Source organism: Alcaligenes sp. GCM10023179 (assembly GCF_042653705.1).
In the GTDB taxonomy this organism is placed as follows: Bacteria; Pseudomonadota; Gammaproteobacteria; order Burkholderiales; family Burkholderiaceae_B; genus Alcaligenes; species Alcaligenes phenolicus.
In genome coordinates this window covers 336617-356645 of record NZ_JBHSIQ010000003.1, presented here as the reverse complement: position 1 = coordinate 356645, position 20029 = coordinate 336617, and the positions used below count along the sequence as shown (strand labels likewise).

Below are 20029 nucleotides of genomic sequence, written 5' to 3'. Positions count from 1 at the left end.
ACCAAACCATAAACAGCGTGCCTGCTCAAGAACCCGCTCAAGCCTCTTCGTTTTGGCCCCAGCGAGCCAGCACACGCACATAGGCCAACTGTGCCAGTAGTTCCACCAAAGTCTGCGTCAAAATGATGGCTGGCAACAACGGCAAAGCCCCCGGAATCGCCAAAGCCAGAGGCAGCACCACCAAAGAATTGCGAGTTGCACTGCTGAAAGCCACCGCACGTCGCAACGGGACGGCCAGCCGCGCTTGCCGTGCCAGCGCCCAGCCGATGACAGGAGCCAGAATGGCAAACAGCGCATACACCGGCAACACTCGCCACAAGACATCCAGTGCAGGCTCCAGTTGTCGCAGAACAGCCGCCACGACGATGAACAAGACCAAAGCAGTGGCTGGAACGGGGGCCAAGCCCAAACCCGTTTTTATCTGCGCCCAGCTATGACTTTTACCCGCGAGATACTGGGTGGCCCCCGCCAGCAGCAGCGGAATCAGAATCAGGTAAAAGAAAGCATTCAGAAACGGCCCGGCTTTGATGTACAAACCGAACTGTTCCCCCAAGGCCAATTTCAAAAACAAGGGCAGGAGCAGCATTTGCACAAGCAGCAGTACCGGCGTAGCGGCTAGAAGTGCGCGGGCGTCGGCACGACCTAATTGAGCAAAGGTCACGACGTAATCAATGCAAGGAGCCAGCAAGACCAACAGCACGCCCAGGCGCAACATGGTGTGGTCTGGCAGCAAGGGCACCAGCGCAAAGACCAATAGAGGTATCAGGAGAAAATTGGCCAGAAGCAAAACGGCCAGAAAGCGCAGCTGGGTCAGCGCTTTGCCTAACTGGGCAATAGGCACCTGCACAAAGGTGACATACAACATGAAAGCCAGCGCTGGATTGATCCAGTCGACCAGACTAGCTGGCATCACCCAGACACTGGCCATCCAGGCGGCCAGCAACATCGCCACACAATAAATAGCGGTTTGCCGGCGCTCTAACACATCACGAATCACGGCCAGCACCTCGTTTGGCTGAACAACTCCGGCACTGCCGTGAGAACTCCCTTTTACAGACCGCTACGGCGCAAACGTGCGGCGGACTGACGGTTCAAATCTCGAGCCTCACGCTCGGCATACTCGCTTTCTCCGGCTTCGTAACGGCCCTCGTGCATGCAGGATTCACGGTCCCAGGTGCATTCATTAAAGAGTTTTGACACGGGGCCACCACCGGGCTTCGCGGAGGAACAAGCTGCCATCAAAGCGGCCAGACCGAGCACCGCGCAACTTTGAATCAGACGTCGAACCATCATTGTGTTTTCCCTACAAAAAATCTTTATTGCAATTACCGCGAATCGAAATCAGAACCGATCGCGGACAATAGGAACACTGTACCCTGAGCCTCCAAAGCCCGTCGATTCCCTTTCCTGATAATTTGCAATTTATGACTCACGAACAATTTTTGCTATTGGCCCAAATCTTGAATCTGACGCCCAATCCCAAACTGGAGCAGGAAGTCCGACATCCGGGCGCGCAAATCAGCACACAAGCACAACAGATCCTGACTCTACATCTCCAGCTGAAGGAAGCCTATGTCATTCACAGGCCCACTGCATTCCGAGTTGTAGTCAGCCATGACGATCTGGACCGTTTCCCAGGCGCCCTGGATTTGAAGCAAGGTATGCATGTACAGCTGGTTTCTTACACCAGCGAGCGCTACATCAGTGTTCGTATCACCCAACTGCCAGCCACCCCCAAGGCGTATTTCAGGGGCGTCGTCAGCGAGCAGAACATCAGTTACCACGTTTTCGAGGTCGGGGACAGCGTGTCTTTTTCTGAAGATCAAGTCCACGCCATACTCAATAAATAAAACGGGCTAGTGCCCACACGCCAAGGTGTCTGCTTCAACCCGATCTTTTAAGACTGGTGTCAGGCAGCAAGTGCAAGCCTGTCCGTCTTACAAACTCCTCGTAGCTGATGGGTGGTCCAACACGAGTGGAAGCCTGGTTAGCCTGCCAATGTACCCAGGAGCGTCCTGTGGTGGCGTCATACACCAGCTTGAACAAATGACTGGGAACGGCAACCTGGCTGGAACCTATCGTCGCGGCATTGCGCTCGTACACTGGTCCGGTGAACACATACACATTGCCTGCGGCACGCGCCACATATTTACGGGTATCGGCTTCGATCTTGTTCCAGGGGCCGGCGTTGTGGACCTGATTTTGCGGCACCATATTAGCCAGAGAAAAGCTCTGGGCCATGCTCTGCTCCGACGCCATATCCCCTGCCGGAGCCATATGCCCGCGCGAAAAGCCCGAGCCTCGATAGTCATTCAGCTCGGCTCGCTCTGCCTGCGGCAAACGGCCTTCAGCATAAAAACGATCCGTGCGCTTCAAGCCTTTGGCGGACTGAATCTGCTGACGACTCAGACGCTGGACGACAAACACCGGCGTCTTGGTTTGGCCGCTATGCAAAATCGCAAAAGAGCTGAAGCACAACTCTCTTTGCGTGTAAGCCATGGGCACGACAGGTCGCGAGCCGGGAAAGAACTGGGGGCAATGTGCAAAAGAGGTTTGAACATACCCCTCGACCGAGGCCGGAACAGGCACACTATCCTGCTGCGTCGCACCTGGCCAACCCAAGGCCACCAGAAACGGTTCAAGACTTTGCCAGTTCAGCCCTTGGGGATGAAGCCAGGCGGTTGCAATCCCGAAACTGGTCAGGGCCGCGGCAAGGACGGACTTCAGAAATCGGGACGGGTTTGCCTGCCCTGTCTTTTTTCTACTACTGGTTTTTTTAACGCTACGACCTGTACTTTTTCTGCTCATACCACTCTTGTTTTATGCTTGGTCGGCTTACATCATTGCGCCGACTGCACCTGTGATTATAAGCAGTCCTTTCAGATTCAAAAGAACGTGCCCCCAGTGGGAGCACGTATTTATTTCTGACTCCGGCTTTTTTAACGCGATCAATCGCCAGAACAGGAACAGACTCAGGACTTGCGGTGACGCTTTTTACTGAGCACCCAGAGCCTGCAATTCTTTCAATTCATCTTGCAGTTGTTCCAATTTGGCACGATCACGTTCCAGTTTTTTCTCCAGCTTTTCCACCTTGTCTTGTCGCCCTTCAGCCCGTTTCTCGGCGATTTCATCCAGGCGTTCCTGGATGTCCTCTTCCTGCTCGCGGATATCTTCCTGTACATCACGCAGCAAATCCGCGTCCCGGCAATGCATCTGCACATTGGCCAAGGCGCGCTCCAGGCCACGCTCTCGATGAACATTGCCATGCTGGCGAGCATAGTTGATCTGGTTCTGAATTTCGGCAGCCCGATACTGGCAAGCCGGGTTATCAGCCCAGGCGGGCAAGGCCATCACACTTAATACAGCACTCAAGCACCATACGGAACGTTTCATCCTTGTTACTCCTGCAGTGTTCATCCAGATAGCCATCATACAATCCAGACTCCAATTTACCTCAGGTGGACGATTGGAATAGACTTCGTCAATTTGTCACGAAAACGTGATTAAATTCGAAAATTCTTCTGTTTATGTCATATTCAAGTAACAAAATTGTCGCAAATTGTGCCGATAAATTTACACAACTTGTCTTTAAGCATAAAACAGTTCAGTTACACTCGAAATCCTCATAAAGCAAACTTTTACTTTTAATCGTGTTCAACATCACCACCAGGAAACTGATTTTTTTCCTGTGCGCTGCTTTGATTGTGTTGTGGCTCTTTCCCTTTGCGCACGTCAACGAAAGTTTGCTCAACTCCTCCCAGGCGTATTCAGCCTGGCATACCAGTGTGCTCAACTCCTTGATGCCCTTGTCCATTCTGGCCGTTGCCAGTCTGATCTGGGCAGAACGGGCGGTGTCCGCTTGTCTGGCCATGGCGGTCAACACCGTCTTGTTTGTACTGGCGATCAAGAATATCTGCGATACCGCGGACCGCTTCTCGCGGGTCTGCGGTATTGATATTTCTGTTTCCTATGGAGCCATGTTGTACGGACTGGGCATGGCCACCCTGTGGGTGCTGCTGCTGAGCTATCGCTGGAAAGGTCCCAAGGAACAATCCGGCCCCTCGGGTGACGCAAGCCTGTAATCAAGCTCCTCTCGTCCCTGCATCATCCGGATGGTCTGCGGGGCGAGTGAGGCCATGAGCAGGGTCTCCTTTATTCTTGCCGTATAAATAGCGGCTTCAAGCCGGATTGAAGGGCCAGAAAACGGGGATCAACAACACGCCCAACACCCAGAAAATCAGATTCAAGGGCAAACCCACTTTCAGGAAATCCACAAATCGATAGCCGCCTGCGCCATAAACCATGGTGTTGGTCTGATAACCCACAGGCGTGGCAAAACTGGTGGAAGCCGCGAAGGTAACGGCAATCAGGAATGGAGTGGGATCGACGCCCATCATTTTCGCCGTGGACATTCCTATCGGTGTCAGCAAGACAGCAGCAGCGGCATTGCTCATGAACTCCGTCAGCATCAGGGCCATCAGGTAGACCACGGCCAACACGGTCAAAGGTCCAAAGGACTTCACCAGACCAACGGTATTTTCGACCAGAAACTGGGCCGCGCCGGTCTCGCTCATGGCCATACCCAAAGGCAGCAAACCCGCCATCAAGATGATGATGCGCCAGTCTATGGCGTCGTACACATCATCTGCTTTCAGACAACCGGCCAGTGTCATGGCCACGGCACCGAACAAGGAGGTGATGCTGATAGGCACCCAGCCCAAGGCAGGCAGCAAAATCACCAGGGCCATGGTGACCAGTGCAAACGGCGCACGCCAGCCCATTTCCTTTTCGGCCTCGCGCTCGGACAACACGATGATATTGCTGTCAGCCCGCAAATCGGCCGCCTCTGCGGCCGGAGTCAACATCAACAAGATATCGCCCACCTGCAAACGCACAGCACGCAATTGCTCACGCAAGACCTGACCACGGCGATGAATGCCCAGCACGGTGGCGCTCTTGTGCCAGCCCGCCCCCAAACTGCCCAAAGTACGACCACTGATACGCGAACGCGGCGCAATCATGACCTCGGTCAAGACCTGATCAACCTGCTCGAAAGACTGCTGTTCCAGCTTGAACTGGGGGTCTACTTCCAGACCCGCTTCTTTGCGCAGCTCGTCCAGCTTGGTCCAGTCTCCGCGCGCCAACAGCACGTCGTCCTGCTCGATCTTCTGCTCTCGCGGGCCCCACACTTTGGTATCGCCGCGCAACAGCTCCAACACAAACACCCCGTATTGCTCGCCCAGCTTGGCATCGCCCACCGATTGGCCAATCAGGGAAGAATCGGGCATCACCCGCAGCTCGGTAATGTATTTTCCCAGCTCATATTGCTCGACCAACTCGCCGCCACGGGCATCGGGCAGTAACCAGCGCCCTATCGTCAGCAAATAAAGACACCCCACAGCCATACAGATCACCCCCAAGGCGGTGAACTCGAACATGGTGAAACCGGGATGGCCCAGATCGCGGGCAATGGCATTGACCAGCAGGTTGGTAGAGGTCCCGACCAAGGTACAGACCCCGGCCATTTGCGAGACATAGGACAAGGGGATAAGCGCTTTGGAGGCCGACATGCCTATCCGTGCGCAGGCGGCCATGACGATGGGAATGAATACCGCTACCACCGCCGTGTTGTTCACGAAAGGAGCAATCACCGCCAGAACCAGAAACAACAGCAGCAGAAACTGCACAGGGGAGCGTGCCTTGCTCAGCAAATCCCCAATCCCGGACAGCGCCCCGCTATTTTGCAGCCCGGCAGCCAGCACAAACATGGCCGCGACGGTAACCGTGGCCGGATTGCTGAAACCACCCACGGCCTGCTCGGGAGTCACCAAACCCAGAACCGCCAAGGTGCTGAGCACCAGCAAGGCGATAGCATCTATTCGGAGTTTTTCTGTAGCAAACAAGACAATCGCGATTAAAGCCAGACCCAAGACCACTGCAATCTCTGTTGTCATGTTGCCCCACTCCTGTTTGTGCTGTGCTGCTCAGTATAGGGAAAAATGCAGCACAGCAAGCACTGCATGTCGCCGCACTCAACAAAAAACACACGTTTTCAAAACAGGAAAAGTGAAGCCTTCAAGCTTGGAAGGATCGGTGGCGCAAAGCGACCCCTGCAACGCTTAAACTAGCAGCATCACCAAAAACACCAGCCCCAACAAGGCGATATAGACTTTGGCATGAATGCTGTCCGGGATCTTGCCGATCCAGCGCGAGGTGAAGCGAATCCCCAGCCAAGAGCCAATCACCAGCACCAGACATGCCCGCAAGTCGATATAACCTGCATGCCAGGCCCCCAAGGAATCGGCATTCCAGGCCAGCATGGCGTAGGTCAGGCTCCCCACCACCGCCATCGGCAAGGACAAGGGATTGGCTGCGGCCGTGGCAGCGGTCATGCTGGCACCGCGTCGACGCATCAGGGGGACGGTGATCACGCTACCACCGACGCCCAAAAAGGCGGCAATCGCACCAATAATTACCCCGGCCCCAGCGCTACTGGCCTTGCTTAAAGGGCGCATGGTATTGCTGGACTCTTGGGTGAAGCCGGAACGAAACAGGCTATCCAGAATCGTCAGGCCCAGATACACCACAAAAACCCAACGTACCCAGGACCCGCTCAAGGCCATGGCTGCTGCCGCACCGGGAATCGCCCCCAAGGCGATGAACAGGAGCAAAGGACGCACTTGCCCCCAAGGCACAGTGCCCGCCTTGTGGTGACGCCAGGTAGACAGGCCAGCACCAAAAATCATGACGCAGGTGGAAGTGGCCACCGCAATATGCATGGCGGCCTGCCCCATCTGACTATCCACGCCATACATGCCAATCAGCACCGAATACAGCACGGGAACCACCACAAAACCACCACCGAAGCCAAACAGCACGGTGGTCACGCCAGCCAGCAAACCAAAAAACAGCAATAGAAAATACATAGCCGCCCATCAACACAGATGACAAAACCCAAGAATAGGTCGCCCTGTTTTGGCTGGCATGCTAAAACCGGTCAACAATACTTTCGTTTCGGCCAGAGGCTTGCTTATGCACAATGTACGACTGGATAGCGTAGATGCCACCCCTCGCCCCTTGCTGGCGATTGGCACGGACTACGCGCCGGGCACGCTGCTGGACTTTCATGTGCACCGACGGGCGCAAATGCTCTATGCCATGACCGGGCTGATGGAAGTCGAAACCGACGATGGCGCCTGGGTAATTCCACCTTATAGCGGCGTGTGGATTCCAGCTGGCAAACGCCATCGCGTTCGCATGCAAAGCGCCAGCACCCGAAGCTTATATATAGAGCCGGAAGCAGCACCTCACAGCAGCACACACTGCGAAGTGCTGGTCATTACGCCCTTGCTGCATCACTTGTTGCTGGCCTCCCTGGCCTTGCCCGCTCTGTACGAGGAAGATGGCCGCGACGGCGCCTTGGCTCAACTGCTTCTGCATGAAGTCGGTTTGGCGCAAACCATGCCGCTCTTTGCCCCCATCCCTCAAGACCCATCCCTGGCCCAGCTCTGCAAAGACTTTTTAAGTCAGCCCAATATTCAAAGCACGCCAGAACAGTGGGCCGGGCAAATCAATAAAAGCCTGCGCAGTTTTACGCGCCTGTTCCGGCAACAAACTGGCATGAGTTTTAGTGAATGGCGTCAACAAGCCTGTCTGCTGGCGGCTCTGGCCAAGCTGTCTGCAGGCCAATCCGTCACACAGATTGCACTGGATCTGGGTTACGACAGCTCCAGTGCCTTTTCCACCATGTTTCGGCGCCGCTTGGGGCAAGCACCCAGCAACTTTATTCGTGTTCCTTGAAGGAACTGACCAGACAGCAACTTGATGGAAGCAGAAACAAAAAGGCCCCCGGAGCTCTGACATCCAGGGGCCTGCACTGCCCGCCTCAACTTATAAGCGGCCTGGCATTATGACTGGGGCTTAACGCGTGATACGCGCCCGTCCACCAATCGTTGCAGCCAGACTTGCCACGAAGGCACCTACCAGCAAGGACGCAAATGCCCACAGCGCGAAAGCAGCGGCTGCCTTGCGAGCGGTGTCAGCCGCTTCACGAGCTTGCTGCTCCAGCTTGTCGGCTGTTTCCTTGGCTTGCTTTTGCACGGAGTCCAGGCGCTCCTTGGCTTGCTCGGGCGTCAAGCCGGTACGGTTGGCCACCAAACGCAGCAAGTAATCCTGATCCTGCTGGGACACCTCCCCTTCTTTGAGGCTGCGAGCCAGAATCCGGCTGACCTCACGTTCCGGGTTGCCAGTCTGAGCAGGTGCATTGGCAGGATCTGCCGGACGTAACAAGGTGTCGGTGAAATAGCCCAAACCAGGGCCTTGCGCCTGATCCTTGCCTGCCTGGCCTACGATGGCCGATGCCGCTCCCACTCCAGCCCCGGCCAGATTCGCCCCCGCCTGAGCCGTACCCGAGACCAGCGAGGCGACACCCGAGCCCAGCAAGAAGACGCTGACAACCGCACTCACGGCCCAGACCAGAAAACCATGTGCCGTATCGCGGAAATGAACTTCGTCACCGTGAACACCTGTCCAATTGGTACGCAGACGTCCAGTGACATAGCCCGCAATACCGTAGGCAATGATCTGCGTGACAAAAAGCCAGATAATCGTCCCGATAGCCATCGTGGTGCCTGAGGCCCCGTCATTACTCCACGGGGAGATTGCCATGAAACCCAGGCCGGTCCCACCTACCAGCAAGGTCACCGTCATGGCAGCGGCAATAACCGCGCCCCCGATGACAGCGCCCCAAGACACAGCGGAGTGCGAAGACTCCGCCACGGCTTGCGTCCCCAAACCTGCATCCGAACCAAATTGCGTTGTAGCCATGATGATTCCTTATTTCAGATTGTGATCGCACGCACCTTAGTGCCAAAACAGAGCCAGCAAAATGATGATAGGGATAGGAACACCCAGAAGCCATAAAAGGATCGATCGCATAAGCCCTCCGTTTGAATGAAAAACAAGAACTGAATGCAGCAAAAAAACACTTCACGATCATTCTAGGCAGATAAAAAATCGATAAATTTTATAAAATGTAAAAAGAGAAACCGAATCAAAGCGCATGGCTGCAGGCCACCTCATTCTCAACATGGATAGACTCATGACCCTGGACGAAAAAGGGTTAAACCCTTTTTACATAAGCCCTACAGAGACAAGCGAGAAAGAAGCAGGCTATACGATCAGGCAGCACACACCCGCAAATCAGGCCTCGCCCAAGAATTTCACACAAAGCTTGTATGGCAATACATGCTTATTTTTTATTATCTTGAAATGCTTGATTACGTAGCTGATTGAATTGAGCAGCAGCAATAATAAATAAACAAAATAGCTGCGATAAGAAAAACAAGGGTAAGTAGAAAAATAATTATCGAACCACAAGAAAAAAGAAAAAAACTTCAGAAATAAAGTAAACAGAAAAATCCAATACAGATATTGCAGACCTCCGCATTCACATCTGCACATGAAGTTCACTTGGCCAACACACCACCTTCCTGGCCTTGCTGACAGACTGCATCCCACACGCATCTGTCCTCAAAAGCGACAAAGAAAGCCACAAAACCGTGCATGGAAGGGGCAGACTCGGTTATCCTGTTGCCTCCATTCAAGCTCGGCCGCTGCGGTGGTAAACCGCGCATCATGCGCCTTCTGTATCCCGATACTGCCAAAGACGGCCTGCATTCACAGAGCCTAGCCTATGAGCGACCTCCAAAGTCTGATCGAATCGGCGTGGGAACAGCGAGCTTCCCTCTCCCCCCAAGAACACAGCATTGAACTGCGCACGGCCATCCATACCGTGATCGAAAAGCTGGATTACGGTTCCCTGCGTGTGGCGGAAAAAATCGACGGACAGTGGCAGGTCAACGACTGGGTCAAGAAAGCGATTCTTCTGTCCTTCAGGATCAACGAAAACCGCGTCATGGCCAGCGAGCCCGCTCCCTTCTATGACAAGGTGCCTCTGAAATTCGAGCAGCACGACCAGGCTGCGTTTGCCCAGGCAGGCTTTCGCGCCGTTCCCGGTGCTGTGGTACGCCAAGGCGCCTATGTAGCACCCGATGTCGTGCTGATGCCCTCGTTTGTGAACATCGGCGCTTATGTCGGTGAAGGCACCATGGTGGATACCTGGGCCACCGTTGGTTCCTGCGCCCAGATCGGCAAGCATGTTCACCTGTCGGGTGGCGTCGGTATTGGCGGGGTATTGGAGCCTCTGCAGGCCAACCCCACTATCATTGAGGACAACTGTTTCATCGGTGCCCGTTCCGAAGTGGTGGAAGGGGTCATCGTAGAAGAGAACTCGGTGCTGGCCATGGGCGTCTTCCTGTCGCAAAGCACCAAAATTTACGAGCGCGAAACAGGCAAGATTTACCAGGGCCGTGTCCCTGCCGGTTCGGTAGTGGTCCCTGGTTCCCTGCCTTCGGCCGATGGGCTGTACAGCCTGGCCTGCGCCATCATCGTCAAACGTGTGGATGCCCGTACCCGCGCCAAGACCAGTATTAATGATTTACTTCGCGCCTGAACATGAGCACTGACAATTCTGTACTAGACACCCTCAAAGCCCTGATTGCCCGCCCCTCGGTCACCCCTGAGGACGCCCACTGCCAGCAATGGCTGGGCGCAAGGCTGGAGCAAGCGGGCTTTAGCCTGGAACATCTGCCCAGCGGCCCGGTGTCCAATCTGTGGGCCCGCCGTGGCACCCAGGCGCCCTTGTTTGTTTTTGCCGGTCACACAGACGTGGTTCCTACCGGGCCGGAAGCGGCCTGGGACTCGCCCCCGTTTGAACCCACCGTGCGCGACGGTCAGCTGTATGGCCGTGGTGCGGCGGATATGAAAGCCTCAATTGCGGCCTTCATCCACGCAGTTGAGGAATTTACCCAGGCCCATCCTGAACACAAAGGCTCGATTGCCCTGCTGCTGACGTCGGATGAAGAAGGCCCGGCCACCGACGGCACGGTGCATGTTTGCCGAGTGCTGAAAGAACGTGGCGAACAGCTGGACTACTGCATCGTGGGCGAACCTACCTGCTCGCGCCAATTAGGTGACACCATTAAAAATGGCCGTCGCGGCTCCCTGTCCGGCCACTTGATCGTAAAGGGTCGCCAAGGCCATGTGGCGTACCCGCAATTGGCCATCAACCCGCTGCATGTATTCGCCCCTGCGCTGCACGAACTGACAGACCGCATGTGGGACGCCGGCAATATCGATTTCCCGCCCACCAGCTTTCAGATTTCCAATATTCATGCCGGCACCGGCGCGGGTAATGTGATCCCCGGTCAGCTGGATGTGCATTTCAACTTCCGCTTCTCCACCGAGCAGACACCTGCCGGTCTGCAAGCCGAAGTGGAGTCCATCCTGCGCCGCCATGGTGTGGATTTCCAACTGGAATGGACACTGGGTGGCGAACCCTTCCTGACTGAGGCCGGACCCCTAAGCCAGGCTCTTGCCAAGGCCATTGAAACCGAAACCGGCGTGGAAACCGATCTGTCCACGACAGGCGGCACCTCGGATGGCCGCTTTATCGCTAAAATCTGCCCTCAAGTGGTCGAATTTGGCCCGCTCAACGCCAGCATCCATCAAATCAATGAACACGTTGCTGTGGCTGATCTTGAGCCTCTTAAAAACATTTATCGCCGTACATTGGAATCCCTGCTTTGTTAAGCCCTTGCATCGATCATTCCTCCCTGCTGGAAGCCCAGCAGGAACTGCGCACCGTGCGCGACTTGTTGCGCTGGTCTGTCAGCCAGTTCAACCGCTGTCAGCTGGCCTTTGGCCATGGCAGTGACAATGCCTGGGACGAGGCCGCCTATCTGCTGCTGCACACCCTGCATTTGCCCCTGGACACGCTGGACCCGTATCTGGATGCCACCGTGCTGGAGTCCGAGCGCGCTGCCTATCTGGCCCTGGTCGCACGACGCTGCAACGAGCGCGTGCCCGCCGCCTACCTGACTGGCGAAGCCTGGCTGCAAGGCCATCGCTTCCGCGTCACCGCCGACACCATCGTGCCGCGCTCTCCCATTGCTGAATTGCTGGCAGAGCAGTTGCAACCCTGGATTGCGGACCCCGATGCCATCTACAACGCCCTGGATTTGTGCACTGGCTCGGGCTGTCTGGCTATTTTGACGGCACTGGCCTTCCCGCAAGCCCAGGTCGATGCCGTGGATCTGTCCGACGCCGCGCTGGAAGTGGCCCAGTCAAACATCGATGCCTTCGAGCTGAACGATCGCATGAGCTTGTACAAGAGCGATCTGCTGGATCAATTGCCGCCAACCGCTTACGACCTGATCATTTGCAACCCACCGTATGTGAATGAGCAGTCCATGCAAAACCTGCCCAAGGAATACCAGCACGAGCCACAACTGGCCCTGGCTGGCGGCGACGATGGTATGGATCTGGTGCGTCGCATTCTGGAAGCGGCCCCCAACTTCCTGGCACCCGAAGGTGTGCTGGTATTGGAAATCGGCAATGAGTACGACAATTTCATCGCCGCTTTCCCGGAGCTGGAGCCGATCTGGCTGAGCACGGAAACCGCTGAAGACCAGATTCTCTTGTTAAGCCGGGAGCAACTGGCTCTGTGATACGCGCAACTGGAATTACGCTGCGTCGCGGCGTCAAAGTCCTGCTGGACAATACTGATTTCATCGTCAACCCGGGCGAGCGCCTGGGCATTGTGGGCAAGAACGGTGCGGGTAAATCCTCGCTGTTTGCCTTGCTGCAAGGCGAGCTGGATCTGGACGGGGGTGACCTGAGCATCCCCGAAGTCTGGGAAGTGGCCAGTGTGCGCCAAACCATTCCAGACCGTGACCGCCCTGCCCGCGAATTTGTTATCGATGGCGACGAGCGCTTGCGTGCCTTGCAGGAAAAACGTGCTAATACGCCCGACAGCGATGGCCAAGCCATTGCCGAACTGGAAAACGCCCTGATCGAAGCCGATGCCTGGTCCGCCCCCTCGCGTGCCGAGCAACTGCTGGCCGGTCTGGGTTTCCGCCCCGATCAGTGGATGCTGCCCGTGCGCGAGTTCTCCGGTGGCTGGCAAATGCGCCTGTCCCTGGCCCGCGCCCTGATGGCACCTTCTGACCTGCTCTTGCTGGACGAACCCACCAACCACCTGGACTTGGACGCCATGCTCTGGCTGGAACGCTGGTTGGGCTCCTACCCCGGCACGGTCCTGCTGATTTCGCACGACACCGAGTTTCTGGATGCGGTGGCCCGTTCGATTCTGCACGTGGATCAAGGCAAACTGGTTCGCTACAAAGGCGGCTACAACGACTTTCTGGTGCAGCGTGCCGAGCGCGTGCAACAAAGCCAGATCGCCTACGAGCGTCAAACCCGTGAAGCCGCGCGTCTGCAAAGTTTTATTGACCGCTTCAAGGCCCAGGCCACCAAGGCCAAGCAGGCACAGAGCCGCGTCAAGGCTTTAGCCCGCATGCAGACCGTGACGCTCTTGCGCGACGACTCAAGCGTTTCCATTCGCCTGCCCTCGCCCGAATACACACCCGATCCCTTGCTGACATTGGATCAAGCCGATCTGGGTTACCCCGGTCAGGACAAGGCGATTTTGAGCCAGGTCCGTCTGATGGTACGCGGCGGTGCCCGTGTGGGTATTTTGGGGATGAACGGTGCGGGTAAATCCACACTGGTCAAAACCCTGGCTGGCAAGCTGGAACCTATCAGGGGCGAGCGCCTGGAATCCAAAGGTCTGGTGATCGGCTACTTTGCCCAGCACCAGCTGGACTCCATTGACCCGGACTCCACACCCCTGCAACATCTGGCCCGTCTGGCTCCGGATGTGCGCGAGCAGGAACTGCGCAATTACCTCGGCTCTTTCGGTTTTAGCGGTGATATGGTCACCAGCCTGACCGCTCCCTTCTCCGGTGGCGAAAAGGCACGTCTGGCCCTGTCCCTGATTGTCTGGCAAAAGCCCAACCTGCTCCTGCTGGACGAGCCAACCAACCACTTGGACGTGGATACCCGTGAGGCCCTGGCGACAGCCTTGGCTGATTACGGTGGCAGCGTGCTGCTGGTATCGCACGATCGCCATTTGTTGCGTTCTACCGTTGATTCTTTCTGGATTGTGGCCGATGGACAGGTTCAGGAGTTTGACGGCGACCTGGAAGACTACCGCGACTGGCTACTGGCCCGCAGCGCGCAATCGCGCTCGGAAGCTCGCCAGGAAGCGCGTGCGGATACAGGTGCTGAAGGCACAGACCGAAAGACTCAACGCCGTCAGGAAGCCGAGCTGCGTCAACGGCAGGCCCAACAACGCAAGCCACTGGAAAGCCGCTTGAAGAAAGTGGAGTCAGCCATGGAGAAAGCTCAGCTGCGTTTGCAGGAGCTGGATACCTTGATGCAGGACCCAGACTTTTACTCGGACAGCTACAAGGACCAACGTCCTGCCTTGATGACCGAACATGGTGAGCTCACCAAAACGCATCAAACGCTGGAAGAAGAATGGTTGGAAATTCAGGAAGCGATGGAAGAGATTGGGCGACAGGTCTAGGCCTATCGACTCCGTTCTGCTCGTGAACTCCTGAGAAAAAAGGCGCCATATCTACAAAGATTGGCGCCTTTTTGTTGGAAGCTCTTGATGGTCTGTAAAACGCACATCGAAGCCTTACGAGTTTGCTGACTCCTGGGTATCTGAGCCAGGACTATGAGCAGAGGATCTATACACTCGTAAACTTGGCTATGTCATCTCGTTCTTCGTTTTGCTGTATGCCATTCAGCACATACGTTTAGCCAAGGTGAGTCCGGCCAGCAAACAACAACAACAACAACAACAACAACAACAACAACAACAAACTCATGTGAGCCAAAACTCACTCGAGAACCGGCTCGACAACTCAGCTCCCTTCACCCCCATTCCCACAGCCCGCACAGCCCAAATATCCACACAGCAAATCCACAATGGCCTCTTCCACCTGCTCCGGTGGATACGGCACACCGGGCGGAATGATCGCACCATGGATCAGGGACTCCAGACTTTGCATTACTACCCAGGTGGCTAAATCCAGATCCTGCGGGGCAACCTCGCTACGGTGCTCTTCCAGCAGTTGACGAATGCGGTCACGAATACTTTGATCAGCCTGGCTCTCGCTGGCTGGCGCATCAAAGAAAGGAAAATCCTTTTCCAGTACCCGATGCAGTTCCGGGTCCACCCGATGCGCGGCCAACCAGGCTTTAACCAGATCACTCAAACGCCCCCGCAACCCCAGGGACTGCGTATCGGCCAGACTGCTTTCCATAGCCTGGTTCATTTGCAAAGCATGGCGTTCATGCAAGGCGGCAATCAGTGAGTCCTTATTCGGGAAGTACTGATACACCGACCCCACGCTGACTCCAGCCACCTCCGCGACCACATTGGTATTGGTACCGGCATAGCCACGCTCGGACAAAACGCGAGCCGTTGCCTCCAAAATCGCCTCCACCAAAGCCCGGGAACGGCTTTGACGCGGGATACGACGGGCTTGAGGGAGCGTTTGCATAAGGACTCCGAATGCGAGTTTTCGATGTGAGCAATTATTCATATTATCTCAAATATCGAGCAATTACTCATGTTTGGAGTGTTTCATGTCTGTACCCAATTCGGCGCAAGCCACCTCGAAGGCGCAGTCGCCACCTGCCGCCCATGTTTTTCTAACGCTACTCCCTATCACGCTGGCCGTGTTCGTCAGTTTTCTAAGTATCGGGCTGCCCCTGCCCGTACTGCCCTTGCATGTACACAATGTGCTGGCGATGAGTACGCTGGTCGTGGGCCTGGTTATCGGTGTTCAATTCGCAGCCGCTTTGCTCTCCCGTGCCTGGGCCGGGAATCTGGCTGATACACAAGGCTCCAAGCACGCCGTCATGCTGGGTTTGATGGTGATGTGCTTGTCCGGCCTGGCCTATCTGGCTTCGTTGAGCTTTGTCAGCACACCAACCCTATCGGTCTGGGTGCTGGTGATTGGCCGTATCTTGCTGGGTTGCGGTGAAAGCCTGATTGTGACGGGTGCCTTGAGCTGGGGCATCGGCCTGGTTGGCCCGCAAAATGCAGGCAAAGTCATGGCCTGGGTGGGTGTGGCCATGTACGGCGCCTACGCCGTCGGCGCCCCTCTGGGTGTTGTGGTGAACCAGGAGTACGGTTTTAACGGTATCGCCGTCGCCGTCACGCTGTTGCCTTTGATTTCCCTGGTGATGCTGCTTAAGACCCGCGCCACCGCCCCCACTGCGCTGCGTCGTACCCCTTTCTACCAAGTCCTGGGATTGGTCTGGGGCGCCGGTATGGGCTTGTTGCTGTGCAGTGTTGGTTTTGGCAGTCTGACCGCCTTTATTGCCCTGCTCTTTGCTGATCGCAACTGGGGCAATGCTTCGCTGGCATTCACTGCCTTTGGGCTTGCCTTCATTGCTGCGCGCATGTTCTTTGGTCATCTGCCTGACAAGCTGGGCGGGGCACGCGTCGCTTTGCTGTGCGTGCTGGTGGAAGCAGTGGGTCTCTTGCTGATCTGGGGTGCCCACAGCCCTGCGATTGCGTACCTGGGAGCAGCCTTGACCGGATGGGGCTATTCCCTGGCCTTTCCTGGTTTTGGTGTCGAGGCCGTACGCCGCGCACCACCCGAAAGCCGAGGTGTCGCCATGGGCGCCTATGTCGCCTTTCTGGACATTTCTTTGGGCATCACCGGCCCTGCCCTGGGCGCAGTCGCAGGAACCTGGGGGCTGGAAGCGATTTATCTGTTCAGTGCAGTGGTCGTTAGCTTGTCTGTACTGGTGGCGCTGCGTTTGATGCGTCATCCTATAGCCCAGGTTTGAAACCCGTTCCCGCAAAAGCAATTTCATAAAAGCAAAAGGGACTGAGCTTGCCGTTAGGCAGTCTCAGTCCCTTTTTAAACCTTAAACAAAATACCGCAAAGGCAGCTCAAGACAGCCTTATGGGGCTACATACAAAAGGCGGCCCTGTTTTCTGGCTTGTTCCAGCTCCTGCACAACCTGCTGACGCGTCTTATGAACACTGCCCGCAGGCAGGACTGGATATTCATCGTCTGCAAAATCCAGCAAACCGGCTTGTTGGGCCTCTTGCAACTCCTGAACCACCTGAGCGCGCGTTTTAGCCGGGCCTTGTGGAACTTTGGGGTAACCATGCGCAGCCACGCTGATCAGCCCCTGTTCCCGAGCTTGCTCCAGTTCCTGCACAACCTGGGCGCGACTTTTGCTGTAGCTCTGACCCTGCACCTGTGCAGTTCCGTCAGCCGCCCAAGCAGAGTTTGAAGCGATCAAAACCGTGCAAGCCACTGTCCATAAACCTAATTTCATAATGAATCTCCTTGATTAAAAAAACCGCCTCTCCGCCAGGACCTAAACAGGTCGAGCAAAGGGAGGCGCAATGGGATTGGGGGGTGAAGAACGCAGCAGCACGGCCAGACACAAGGCCAGCAAGCTGCACCAAAACACCAGGTTGTAGGCGCTGATCTGTGCAGCGACCTGTGATTCACGAGCCAGAACGCGAGCCAAGGCGGCCACGCCGTCCGAAGCCCGCTCCATAACCAGAGGGTCACCCTCTACAAGATGGCTACTCAGACTGCTGCGGCTGATATCGCCTGCCATGCGCAGCCAGGTAGACACCAGCGTGGCGGCGGCAACAGGCGTAAAGACACGAGCAATGGGGACATACACACCCAAAGCCACTCCATGTTGAGGATTCAGATTGGTCACAAAAGCAGCAATCAACCCGATCAACATGGTGCTCTCGCCCACAGACTGCAAAATCAGGATCGAAACAAACTGCTCCACACGCCAGTCGTGGCTAATATGAGTTCCCAGCCAGGCGGTGAAGGCGATGATGCTTAGGCCGAGAATCATCATCAGGCGTGGCTCAAGACGTCGAGCCAGATAGATCGCCAGCGGAGTCGAGGCCAGGTAAGCCCCAAACGCAATCCAGGTGGCAGCACCCGCTTGCAGGGGCTTCAAGTCCCCCATCTGGGTCAGAAAGCTGGGGATCAGCAAAGACGTCGGTGTCATCAGCACGCCGAACAGGCAGGCAATAATCAGGCACACACGGATATTTCGATTGCTCAAAGCCATCAGGCTGGCAAAGGAGTTCTGCCTGCGCATGCCACGTCCTATGGCGGCCGCCACAAGCACCACGCCACCGAGCAGAGCAGAAACAACCAGACCGGAATCAGTCCAGCCCAGCCGTTCCGCGGACTCTATCCCGACAAAGGCCAGCACCAAACCCGTACAAAACAAGGCCATCCCGCCCCAATCGGCGTTTTGCAATTGGTCGCGATCTATAGGCGTCAACGGCATGGCTTTCCAGGCCAGAAACGCAATCACTGGCCCCACAAAAGCAGTGGGCCAATACACCCAATGCCAACTGAACTCCTCCAGTAAAAAACCGGACGTGCCATAGCCCGCATCCATGCCGGTTGAAACACGCAAGCTGTACGCTGCCATGACAGCCAGCCAAAGCCGAGGGTGCACGCTGCGCAAAGCCAGGGACATCGTCAGTGGCAGGTAAATCCCCAGACAAAGTCCGGCCAGTCCGTGCAGGCTCAACAAGACGGGGTAATGATGGGCAAAGAAAGGGATCAAAAAGGCGGCCAAGCCCAACAGCAGGCTGGGCACCAGCAGTACCCGGGTCGGCCCGATTACGGTTGCCAGCCACGGCGCAATCGGCATGGAGATCAACTGCGCCGCATTCAAGGCCGTTCCCAACCAGGCCGCCTCCAGCACATCCAAGCCAAACTGGCCGCGCAAGTCCGGCAAGGCAGCGGAAAACAGACGCCCTTGCACGGTGGTCAAGACCGCGCCCAGGAAGATCGCCATCACGGTCAGGATGGGGCGTGCGGTTTGCGTATTAGCCATCAGCCTGGAGAACGTCATGGTCAGCCCTCCTGAGCCCGAACGACGGCCAGTTGACGAGTCTGTTTCAAACCCGGCATGTCATAAGCCGCAACGTGGGAACCCGCCGTGTCGATTCTGGCCTGTGCCGACATACCGGGGCGCAGACGCTCCAACTGTGCCTGGCCCGGCTCCAACTCAATACGCACCGGTATGCGCTGCACCACTTTGGTGAAATTCCCGGAGGCGTTATCGGCAGGCAATAAGGAAGACTCAGCCCCGCTCATGGGTGCAATCTCTACTACGCGCCCCCGCCAGCTGCCACCGGGCAAGCCATCCACGGTCAACTCCACAGGCTGCCCAGGCTGCACATGCGCAAGCTGCGTTTCCTTGTAGTTTGCAATGACGTAGGCCTGCTCCAGGGGGACGATGGAAACAATCTGCGTGCCCTGGTTCAACAAGCTGCCTACTTGCACATGACGCTTGTTCAAGACCCCGTCAAAAGGGGCCACAATCCGCGTATAGCCCAAATTGCGACGAGCAGACTCCAAGGCAGCTTCAGCCGATTTCAAATCAGCGGTACGAATCGCACGCTGCCCCTGCAGAACCTTCAGGGAGTTTTTCGCCAGCTCCACTTGCGCGGTAGCGGCCTCCCCTTGGCTGATTGCCTCATCCAGATCGGCCTGGGCGTTTTCATAGCCTTGCCGTGACAAGGCACCTTCCTTGACCAGCCTTGCCTGACGAGAAGGATTATTACGATATTGCCGCACGCGCACCTGCACGGAGCGCAGCTTGGCTTGCGCCTCTTTAATACGCGCCTGTTGCTGTGCAATTTCACCGTCCAGATTGTCCAGATGGGCCTGCGCCTTGGACTGTTCCGCCCGCGCTGCCGCCACGGCCAGCTCGTAATCGGCCGGATCAATCTGCGCAATCAGATCCCCCGCCTTGACCTGCTCATAATCCCCCAAGGGCAAGGCTTTCACGTAGCCCGAAACCTTGGCACTGAGCACCGCAAAGTCGGATTTCACGTAAGCATTCTGAGTGCTCTGTATACGGCGGCTACTGGTCCACTCGTTCCACTGCGTGGTCGCCAGAATCAGCAGCCCAATCATGGCCAGGCAGCCCAGCCAAGGAGCCAGCCGCAGGCCCAGCGCTTTGCGTTCCGTTGAAGTTGTTGAGGTGCTCATAACCGTATCCCTGCTCAATCAAAAATCACAACCTAACA

The 20029-nt window shown here is 56.3% G+C and carries 19 protein-coding genes and 1 pseudogene; 8 read left to right on the top strand and 12 right to left on the bottom strand.

Translation table 11 applies throughout. The features are described from left to right. Positions 1 to 37 precede the first annotated feature (37 nt). Both ACFPDR_RS15570 and ACFPDR_RS15565 read right to left on the bottom strand, forming a co-directional pair. Complete coding sequence (locus ACFPDR_RS15570; protein WP_376911545.1) at positions 38 to 946, bottom strand: arsenic resistance protein; 909 nt, start codon at positions 944 to 946, stop codon at positions 38 to 40. 104 nt (positions 947 to 1050) lie between these two features. Further along, positions 1051 to 1293 carry a hypothetical protein gene (locus ACFPDR_RS15565; RefSeq protein ID WP_009455761.1) on the bottom strand — a complete coding sequence of 81 codons (243 nt, stop codon included), beginning with the start codon at positions 1291 to 1293 and terminating at the stop codon, positions 1051 to 1053. A 131-nt stretch (positions 1294 to 1424) separates the two neighbouring features. On the opposite strand from ACFPDR_RS15565, the gene ACFPDR_RS15560 reads away from it, so the two are divergent. Continuing rightward, positions 1425 to 1850 (top strand): hypothetical protein, encoded by a 426-nt coding sequence (locus ACFPDR_RS15560; RefSeq protein WP_376911411.1) that lies wholly within the window; start codon positions 1425 to 1427, stop codon positions 1848 to 1850. 34 nt (positions 1851 to 1884) lie between these two features. Here ACFPDR_RS15560 and ACFPDR_RS15555 read toward each other — a convergent pair whose 3' ends face one another. Both ACFPDR_RS15555 and ACFPDR_RS15550 read right to left on the bottom strand, forming a co-directional pair. Continuing rightward, on the bottom strand, positions 1885 to 2808 hold the full coding sequence (locus ACFPDR_RS15555; RefSeq protein WP_376911410.1) for a DNA/RNA non-specific endonuclease: 924 nt from the start codon (positions 2806 to 2808) through the stop codon (positions 1885 to 1887). A gap of 186 nt (positions 2809 to 2994) precedes the next feature. Then, a complete protein-coding gene (locus tag ACFPDR_RS15550) occupies positions 2995 to 3393 on the bottom strand; it encodes a DUF1090 domain-containing protein (protein WP_009455758.1) in 399 nt (132 codons plus the stop codon). 350 nt (positions 3394 to 3743) lie between these two features. On the opposite strand from ACFPDR_RS15550, the gene ACFPDR_RS15545 reads away from it, so the two are divergent. Continuing rightward, positions 3744 to 4082, top strand: coding sequence for a DUF202 domain-containing protein (locus tag ACFPDR_RS15545; RefSeq protein WP_230940604.1), 339 nt, complete (start codon positions 3744 to 3746; stop codon positions 4080 to 4082). Positions 4083 to 4178: 96 nt separating this feature from the next. On the opposite strand, the gene ACFPDR_RS15540 is transcribed toward ACFPDR_RS15545, so the two are convergent. From ACFPDR_RS15540 to ACFPDR_RS15530, 3 genes and pseudogenes are all read right to left on the bottom strand, one after another. After that, positions 4179 to 5021 (bottom strand): SLC13 family permease, encoded by an 843-nt coding sequence (locus ACFPDR_RS15540; RefSeq protein ID WP_376911543.1) that lies wholly within the window; start codon positions 5019 to 5021, stop codon positions 4179 to 4181. A 90-nt stretch (positions 5022 to 5111) separates the two neighbouring features. After that, positions 5112 to 5966 (bottom strand): annotated as a pseudogene (locus ACFPDR_RS15535) (SLC13 family permease); the annotation flags it as partial. A gap of 153 nt (positions 5967 to 6119) precedes the next feature. Then, positions 6120 to 6926, bottom strand: a complete 807-nt coding sequence (locus ACFPDR_RS15530) for a sulfite exporter TauE/SafE family protein (protein WP_376911408.1) — start codon at positions 6924 to 6926, stop codon at positions 6120 to 6122. Positions 6927 to 7032: 106 nt separating this feature from the next. On the opposite strand from ACFPDR_RS15530, the gene ACFPDR_RS15525 reads away from it, so the two are divergent. After that, the gene (locus ACFPDR_RS15525; RefSeq protein WP_376911407.1) at positions 7033 to 7800 is read left to right on the top strand and encodes an AraC family transcriptional regulator; all 768 of its coding nucleotides are present in this window, start codon (positions 7033 to 7035) and stop codon (positions 7798 to 7800) included. Positions 7801 to 7920: 120 nt separating this feature from the next. On the opposite strand, the gene ACFPDR_RS15520 is transcribed toward ACFPDR_RS15525, so the two are convergent. Continuing rightward, the gene (locus ACFPDR_RS15520; RefSeq protein WP_009455739.1) at positions 7921 to 8826 is read right to left on the bottom strand and encodes a hypothetical protein; all 906 of its coding nucleotides are present in this window, start codon (positions 8824 to 8826) and stop codon (positions 7921 to 7923) included. Positions 8827 to 9694: 868 nt separating this feature from the next. Here ACFPDR_RS15520 and dapD point away from each other — a divergent pair. The 4 genes from dapD to ACFPDR_RS15500 are packed head-to-tail and all read left to right on the top strand — an operon-like array spanning position 9695 to position 14491. Next, complete coding sequence (gene dapD / locus ACFPDR_RS15515) at positions 9695 to 10513, top strand: 2,3,4,5-tetrahydropyridine-2,6-dicarboxylate N-succinyltransferase (protein WP_026482863.1); 819 nt, start codon at positions 9695 to 9697, stop codon at positions 10511 to 10513. A 2-nt stretch (positions 10514 to 10515) separates the two neighbouring features. Beyond that, positions 10516 to 11652: a succinyl-diaminopimelate desuccinylase gene (dapE, locus tag ACFPDR_RS15510; protein WP_035268144.1), complete on the top strand. Its 1137-nt coding sequence runs from the start codon at positions 10516 to 10518 to the stop codon at positions 11650 to 11652. After that, positions 11646 to 12569, top strand: a complete 924-nt coding sequence (gene prmB, locus ACFPDR_RS15505; protein WP_060185985.1) for a 50S ribosomal protein L3 N(5)-glutamine methyltransferase — start codon at positions 11646 to 11648, stop codon at positions 12567 to 12569. The genes dapE and prmB overlap by 7 nt, the downstream gene beginning before the upstream one ends. Continuing rightward, complete coding sequence (locus ACFPDR_RS15500) at positions 12566 to 14491, top strand: ABC-F family ATP-binding cassette domain-containing protein (RefSeq protein WP_374697995.1); 1926 nt, start codon at positions 12566 to 12568, stop codon at positions 14489 to 14491. The genes prmB and ACFPDR_RS15500 overlap by 4 nt, the downstream gene beginning before the upstream one ends. A 343-nt stretch (positions 14492 to 14834) precedes the next feature. Here the strand turns inward: ACFPDR_RS15500 and ACFPDR_RS15495 are convergent, their stop codons facing one another. Then, positions 14835 to 15476, bottom strand: a complete 642-nt coding sequence (locus tag ACFPDR_RS15495) for a TetR/AcrR family transcriptional regulator (RefSeq protein WP_137430897.1) — start codon at positions 15474 to 15476, stop codon at positions 14835 to 14837. 85 nt (positions 15477 to 15561) lie between these two features. Between ACFPDR_RS15495 and ACFPDR_RS15490 the strand changes: the two genes are divergently transcribed. Continuing rightward, the gene (locus ACFPDR_RS15490) at positions 15562 to 16776 is read left to right on the top strand and encodes an arabinose transporter (RefSeq protein ID WP_203144852.1); all 1215 of its coding nucleotides are present in this window, start codon (positions 15562 to 15564) and stop codon (positions 16774 to 16776) included. A gap of 117 nt (positions 16777 to 16893) precedes the next feature. Here ACFPDR_RS15490 and ACFPDR_RS15485 read toward each other — a convergent pair whose 3' ends face one another. Genes ACFPDR_RS15485 through ACFPDR_RS15475 form a run of 3 tightly spaced genes read right to left on the bottom strand, consistent with a single transcriptional unit; the run spans position 16894 to position 19991 of the window. Beyond that, positions 16894 to 17277 carry a DUF4148 domain-containing protein gene (locus ACFPDR_RS15485; protein ID WP_251196247.1) on the bottom strand — a complete coding sequence of 128 codons (384 nt, stop codon included), beginning with the start codon at positions 17275 to 17277 and terminating at the stop codon, positions 16894 to 16896. A gap of 42 nt (positions 17278 to 17319) precedes the next feature. Continuing rightward, positions 17320 to 18846 carry an MFS transporter gene (locus ACFPDR_RS15480; RefSeq protein ID WP_376911406.1) on the bottom strand — a complete coding sequence of 509 codons (1527 nt, stop codon included), beginning with the start codon at positions 18844 to 18846 and terminating at the stop codon, positions 17320 to 17322. 2 nt (positions 18847 to 18848) lie between these two features. Then, positions 18849 to 19991 (bottom strand): HlyD family secretion protein, encoded by a 1143-nt coding sequence (locus tag ACFPDR_RS15475; RefSeq protein WP_060185989.1) that lies wholly within the window; start codon positions 19989 to 19991, stop codon positions 18849 to 18851. Between the last annotated feature and the right edge of the window lie 38 nt (positions 19992 to 20029).

Excerpts from the sequence above, each read along its gene's own strand:
- ACFPDR_RS15570 (WP_376911545.1), bottom strand. The coding sequence starts at position 946 with ATGTTGCTGGCCGCCTGGATGGCCAGTGTCTGGGTGATGCCAGCTAGT.
- ACFPDR_RS15565 (WP_009455761.1), bottom strand. The coding sequence starts at position 1,293 with ATGATGGTTCGACGTCTGATTCAAAGTTGCGCGGTGCTCGGTCTGGCC.
- ACFPDR_RS15560 (WP_376911411.1), top strand. The coding sequence starts at position 1,425 with ATGACTCACGAACAATTTTTGCTATTGGCCCAAATCTTGAATCTGACG.
- ACFPDR_RS15555 (WP_376911410.1), bottom strand. The coding sequence starts at position 2,808 with ATGAGCAGAAAAAGTACAGGTCGTAGCGTTAAAAAAACCAGTAGTAGA.
- ACFPDR_RS15550 (WP_009455758.1), bottom strand. The coding sequence starts at position 3,393 with ATGAAACGTTCCGTATGGTGCTTGAGTGCTGTATTAAGTGTGATGGCC.
- ACFPDR_RS15540 (WP_376911543.1), bottom strand. The coding sequence starts at position 5,021 with ATGATTGCGCCGCGTTCGCGTATCAGTGGTCGTACTTTGGGCAGTTTG.
- ACFPDR_RS15530 (WP_376911408.1), bottom strand. The coding sequence starts at position 6,926 with ATGTATTTTCTATTGCTGTTTTTTGGTTTGCTGGCTGGCGTGACCACC.
- ACFPDR_RS15525 (WP_376911407.1), top strand. The coding sequence starts at position 7,033 with ATGCACAATGTACGACTGGATAGCGTAGATGCCACCCCTCGCCCCTTG.
- ACFPDR_RS15520 (WP_009455739.1), bottom strand. The coding sequence starts at position 8,826 with ATGGCTACAACGCAATTTGGTTCGGATGCAGGTTTGGGGACGCAAGCC.
- dapD (WP_026482863.1), top strand. The coding sequence starts at position 9,695 with ATGAGCGACCTCCAAAGTCTGATCGAATCGGCGTGGGAACAGCGAGCT.
- dapE (WP_035268144.1), top strand. The coding sequence starts at position 10,516 with ATGAGCACTGACAATTCTGTACTAGACACCCTCAAAGCCCTGATTGCC.
- ACFPDR_RS15495 (WP_137430897.1), bottom strand. The coding sequence starts at position 15,476 with ATGCAAACGCTCCCTCAAGCCCGTCGTATCCCGCGTCAAAGCCGTTCC.
- ACFPDR_RS15490 (WP_203144852.1), top strand. The coding sequence starts at position 15,562 with ATGTCTGTACCCAATTCGGCGCAAGCCACCTCGAAGGCGCAGTCGCCA.
- ACFPDR_RS15485 (WP_251196247.1), bottom strand. The coding sequence starts at position 17,277 with ATGAAATTAGGTTTATGGACAGTGGCTTGCACGGTTTTGATCGCTTCA.
- ACFPDR_RS15480 (WP_376911406.1), bottom strand. The coding sequence starts at position 18,846 with ATGACGTTCTCCAGGCTGATGGCTAATACGCAAACCGCACGCCCCATC.
- ACFPDR_RS15475 (WP_060185989.1), bottom strand. The coding sequence starts at position 19,991 with ATGAGCACCTCAACAACTTCAACGGAACGCAAAGCGCTGGGCCTGCGG.